Annotated in this window: 2 protein-coding genes; both read right to left on the bottom strand. The window is 65.0% G+C overall.

The features are described from left to right. A partial coding sequence (gene istB / locus CKO42_RS26380; RefSeq protein WP_200252439.1) for an IS21-like element helper ATPase IstB occupies window positions 1-620 on the bottom strand: 620 nt, incomplete at its 3' end. Window positions 621-637: 17 nt separating this feature from the next. Further along, window positions 638-1785: IS21 family transposase (istA, locus tag CKO42_RS26375; protein ID WP_200252407.1), on the bottom strand; the 1148-nt coding region annotated here is incomplete at its 5' end.

Here is a 1785-nt window from a genome sequence, read left to right as displayed (position 1 = left end):
CACTCGCTGAAGTCCAGGTTGCTGGTGACGATGGTTGCGCGCTGCTCATAGCGCTCGCTGATCAAGTCATGGACATCCTCATCCTGCGGCGAGCGCAGCGGTTTCAGTCCAAAATCGTCGATGATCAACAGCGCCACCCGTGAGAGCGCCTGGAAGCGGCGCTGAAAGGTCCCGGTCGCACGCGCCTCATTCAACGCGCCAAGCAGCTGGGTTTGGGTCATGAAGCGCACATCCTGTCCCTGGCACGCCGCGATCTGGCCCAAGGCCTGGGCCAGATGGCTCTTCCCCGTGCCGCTCGGGCCGGCGATCAACACCGAGGCCGGCTCCGTGATGAACTGCCCGGTCGCCAGCTCCTGGATCAAGGCCCGGTTGATACCGGGATTGAAGGCGAAGTCGAACTGCTCCAGGGTCTTGTGCGAACGGAAGTTGGCCCGGCGCACGCGTTGGCTCAAGCGCTTCTGCTCGCGGCGGGCAATCTCATCCTGGATCAACAAGGCGAGGAAGTCGGTATAGGACAGGTGCTCCTCGATGGCTTGGCGGTTGCGCGCCGGCAGGGCCTCAAGCAGGCCAGAGAGGCGCAGTTGTTTCAGCATGGGAGCGAGTTCAGGCATCGGATTCATGGGTGTTGTCCTGTTCATCAGTGCGAAAGCAGCTCAGCGGCATCGCGCAAGAAACGCGCGCCACCGGTGTAGCTCTCCGCCAGGGTGTCGAAGGCCGCCGCTGCATCAGGCTGTTGATCCAGCCCCTTCTCGAGGATGGTCTTGACACTGCGGTAGCGCGGATTGTCGAAGCTCAGTGCGCGCTGGCAGGCCGCCTCTAGGCGCGCGCTCCCGTACTTCTCACCCAGGCGGATCACGCCTTGGGCGGCACGCAGGTGCTCCAGCACCCGGTCGGCGAACAGCCGCTCGATGAGCGCTCGGCACTGCGGGCCGACCGCTTTGGCCTGCTTCAGGCACCACTGCGGATCACGCATGGCGAAGGCCAGCGCGTTAGGTGGCATGTGATCGGCCACCGTGCTGCGTGCACCGGGGCGCAGCTGACGCACATGGGTGGCCACCAGCACATGCTCCTGGTAGAGACGCACCACGTCCGAGGTCGCCTTCAGCCAGAGGGTCTGGCCGAGCAGACGGAAGGGGACGGAGTAATAGGCCTTCTCAAACTGCACATGGGCGTCGCGATGGACCTTGAGCTTGGCCCAGACCGCGAGCTCCGGCGGGACATCCGGCAGGCGCCCGAGCAGCGCTTTCTCGACCGACTCGAACAGGGCCAGCGGCTGCTCGCGGGTGGTGCCGTGAATGCGGTTGCCAGCCTCGGCCAGAATCCATTGGCGCAGCTGGGCGTTGGCATCCGCCAGGGAGCGAAACTCACGCAAGGGTAGGAACGCTTGTTTGACGTATTTCACCCCCGCTTCAACGCGCCCTTTTAACTGAGGTTCGCGCGGCGGGCAGGCGTCGATCTTGAAGCCGTAGCCTTCGGCGCACTCGCCATAGGCGCGCTGCACCTCGGGATCGCGGCGGTGGGCAAGGATGATGGCGCATTTGGCGTTGTCGATGATGACCCGCTTGGGGACGCCGTTGAACCACGCGAAGGCGTGGCGATGGCAGGCGAGCCAGGTGGCGACATCCTGGCGCCAGATGAGCTCGGCGTACTGATGCCGGCTGAAGCACAGCGTCATGACGAAGACCCAGGTCTTGCGCAGTTCGCCGGTGTCGGTGTCGAGGAGGCGCGGGCCGGCGCCGAAGTCGACTTGGGCGGCTTCGCCGGGTGCAAAGTCCAGGCGCACCG

The organism is Lamprobacter modestohalophilus (assembly GCF_016583905.1).
GTDB classification, from domain to species: domain Bacteria; phylum Pseudomonadota; class Gammaproteobacteria; order Chromatiales; family Chromatiaceae; genus Lamprobacter; species Lamprobacter modestohalophilus.
This window is presented reverse-complemented; position numbering and strand designations above follow the sequence as displayed.